This window comes from Streptosporangium sp. NPDC006013 (assembly GCF_040614275.1).
Lineage (GTDB): Bacteria > Actinomycetota > Actinomycetes > Streptosporangiales > Streptosporangiaceae > Streptosporangium.
In genome coordinates, this window is record NZ_JBEXUE010000763.1 from 1 (window position 1) to 3,092 (window position 3,092).

2 protein-coding genes are annotated in these 3,092 nt (G+C 70.7%); one reads left to right on the forward strand and one right to left on the reverse strand.

Going from position 1 to position 3,092, the window contains the following annotated elements; translation table 11 throughout:
* Positions 1-134: 134 nt before the first annotated feature.
* Entirely contained in the window at positions 135-2,126 is a 1,992-nt protein-coding gene (locus ABZ260_RS49155) for a cation:proton antiporter (protein ID WP_355632327.1), read from the reverse strand.
* 119 nt (positions 2,127-2,245) lie between these two features.
* Between ABZ260_RS49155 and ABZ260_RS49160 the strand changes: the two genes are divergently transcribed.
* The coding region (locus ABZ260_RS49160; protein ID WP_355632330.1) for a protein kinase at positions 2,246-3,092 on the forward strand (847 nt) is incomplete at its 3' end.

Below are 3,092 nucleotides of genomic sequence, written 5' to 3' on the forward strand. Positions count from 1 at the left end.
ACAATGTCTCGAAGAGCTACCCCGCAGCCAAGGGCGACACCCGCCTGGCGCTCGCGGAACGGCCATGGCCGTACCGCCCGGCGTGTTCTCGGGGTCCTTTCGCCGTGCCGCTCGCGTGCCAGGTCGGTGTGCGATCAGAGCTGCGGGGCCGGGGCGCGCAGCGCGGAGACGGCCTCGGCCCAGTCGACCGGGTCGGGGTCCTGCTCGGCGCGGACCAGCAGGTGCGCGTCCTCCGGGGCGCTCCCGGTGTCGGCGGCCACGACCAGCGCGCCCTCGGGGATCGCACCCGCGCCGGCCGCGACTCCGAGCTTGGACAGCCGCTGGGCCAGGGCTGAGGCCCGGTTCCCGCCGGTGACGATCAGTGGCCGGTCCCACAGCATCGCGAGGGTGAGCGCCACGTGCGCGGCCGCGTCGTCACCGGAGCCGTAACGTACCGCGACCGGCCCCGGCTCGGAGCCGGGCTCGGCCTGTTCCGGCACGGGCAAGGACACGGTCACCACGCGGCAGACCGCGCCGTCACGCACGGCGGCATAGCCGGGGACACCGGCGGGCAGCACCAGCAGGTCGGCTCGGGCACCGGAGGCCAGCTCCGGCAGCTCGCCTGCCACATCCGCGCTGAACCGGCTCACCACCCTGGTCTCCGAGCCGCGCTCGCGGGCACCGCCGGCCAGCGTCTCCAGGTCGTGGAGGGTCTCGGCCAGCTCGGCCAGCTCCGAGGAGAGGCCGCTGCCGACCTCCAGACGGCCCGCCGGGTAGGGGCGCAGGTGGCCCAGGACCACCTCGGACGGCGGCCTGGACAGGGCCAGGGTGGTGGTCAGGCCGACCAACGGGGCCTGCTCGGCGGGCGGATCGGGCACGATCACCAGCACCCGGTGGGCGGCGGTCACGCCGAGGGCGGCACGTTCGGCCTCGGCGATGTCGCGGGCCACCCGCCTGTCGGGGTAGATCCTGCGCACCAGCGGGCCGGTCATCGCGGTCGTGACGAGGGCCATGACCACCATCAGCGAGTAGAGCTCGTCGTCGAGCACGCCCTTCTGCAGGCCGACGGTGAGGATGACGATCTCGGTGAGCCCTCGTGTGTTGAGCAGGGAGGCCAGTGCCCAGGACTGCCGGTTGGGCAGCCGCTGGGTCCGCGCGGCGGCGTAGGAGCCGAGCAGCTTACCGCCGATCGCGACGACCAGGATCGCGGAGAGCGTGCCGAGGCTGGACAGGTCGAGTTCACGCAGGTTGACGTTGAGCCCCGCCACCACGAAGAACATCGGCAACAGCAGCAGTACGGCGAGCTGTTCCAGCCGCTCCAGGATCTCGTGGTTGAGCCGTTCCGCCCCTTCGCGGGGCATCACCGCGCCGAACACGAACGCGCCGAAGATGAAGTGGACGTGCATCCACTCGGTGGCCCAGGCCGATCCGATCAGACCGAGGAGCACCAGGGAGAGCAGGCCGGGCGTCAGCCGCCCGGCCTTCTCGTAGGCGGGCACCAGCCGGGCCAGCAGGGGCTTGACGACCAGGAACATCACCAGTGCGTACGGCAGGGCGAGCAGGACCTTCCACTGCCCCTCGGACTCTCCGGCCCCCGCGATGCCCACCACCACCGCCAGGACGGTCCAGGCGAGCACGTCGATGACGGCCGCCGAGGCCAGGGCGAGGCCGCCGAGCGTGATCCGCTGCATTCCCCGGTCGGTGAGGACCCGCGCCAGCACCGGGAAGGCGGTGGCGGCCATCGCCGCGCCCATGAACAGCACGAACGGCAGGGTCTTGTCGCCTCCCACGTGCTCACCCGCGATGGCCAGCGCGAGCACGCAGCCCAGGACGAACGGCACCACGGTCGAGCCGAGCGCCACGGTCACCGCGATCCGTCCCTTGCCCCTGACCAGCTTCTGGTCCAGTTCCAGGCCGACGACGAACATGAACAGCACCAGGCCGACGTTGGCCAGGGCCTGCAACGGGGGCCGCATCTCGGAGCCGAACAGCTCGTCACCGATCAGGGGTCCCAGCAGGGTGGGGCCCAGCAGGATGCCGGCCACGATCTCGCCGATGACCGGAGGCTGGCCGAGCCATCTGGCCAGCGCTCCGAAAAGCCGCGCGGCCGCAAGGACGATGACAAGGTCAAGCAGGAGCAGATCCATGTGCAGCAATTGCGAGCACGCTTTCCGTATGCAAAGAAAAGCCCCGAGAATGGCGAAGGCGACGTTACCGTGTGTGGGATGTCGTCGCGAACGTTGCGCAGGCATGGAGGGAGACCGTTGTGGAAGGCATCGCCGATTATGAGTTCATCCGGTCACTGGGAGCCGGTAATCACGGTGAGTTCTACTTGGCGAAAAGGCCCGAGCGGTTACCCATCGAGGCGGATCTGGTCGCGGTGAAGGTGGTGGGGGGAACGGGGAACGACGCCTTCCGCCGCGCCACGAGAGAGTTGAAGGCGTTCGCCGCGGTGCGCTCCCCGTATCTGGTGCGGCTCTACGACGCCGGCCAGCAGGGCGGGGTGTTCTATTACTCGATGGAGTACCTGCCGGACGGCTCGCTGGCGCATCCCGCGGAGCGGCCGTCGCGCGAGCGGGTACTGCGCTCGATCGCCTGCGTCTCCCACGCGGCGCAGGCACTGCACGAGGAGGGCATCGTCCATCGCGACATCCGCCCCGGCAACGTGCTGCTCGCCGACGACGGGGGCAAGCTCTCCGACCTGGGCCTGTCGCAGGTGCTGACGCCGGGCGTGACGGTGACCGGGATGGGGGACATCGGTTCGGTGGAGTTCACCGATCCCACGCTGCTGCAGGGGGAGACGCCCACCCCCGCGGGCGACGTGTGGTCGCTGGGCGCGACGCTGCACTGGGCGGTGAGCGGCGTCGGGCTCTACGGGAAACTGCCCACCCACGACCCGCTGCTGACCCTACGGAAGGTGTACAGCACGCCGCCGTCGATCGATCCGGGGTTGGAGCCCGAGCTGTCGGATCTCGTCCAGGCATGCCTTGGCGACGTGGCCAAGCGGCCCACCGCGCGGGCGCACGAGCACGCCCATCTGAGCGGCCATCATCACCGATGGCTGCTGGCCAGCCGGTTGGCCGTGGCGGCGCACCCCTTTCTGTGGCAGGTTC

Coding starts and splice junctions, on each gene's coding strand:
- ABZ260_RS49155 (WP_355632327.1), bottom strand. CDS start 2,126: ATGGATCTGCTCCTGCTTGACCTTGTCATCGTCCTTGCGGCCGCGCGG.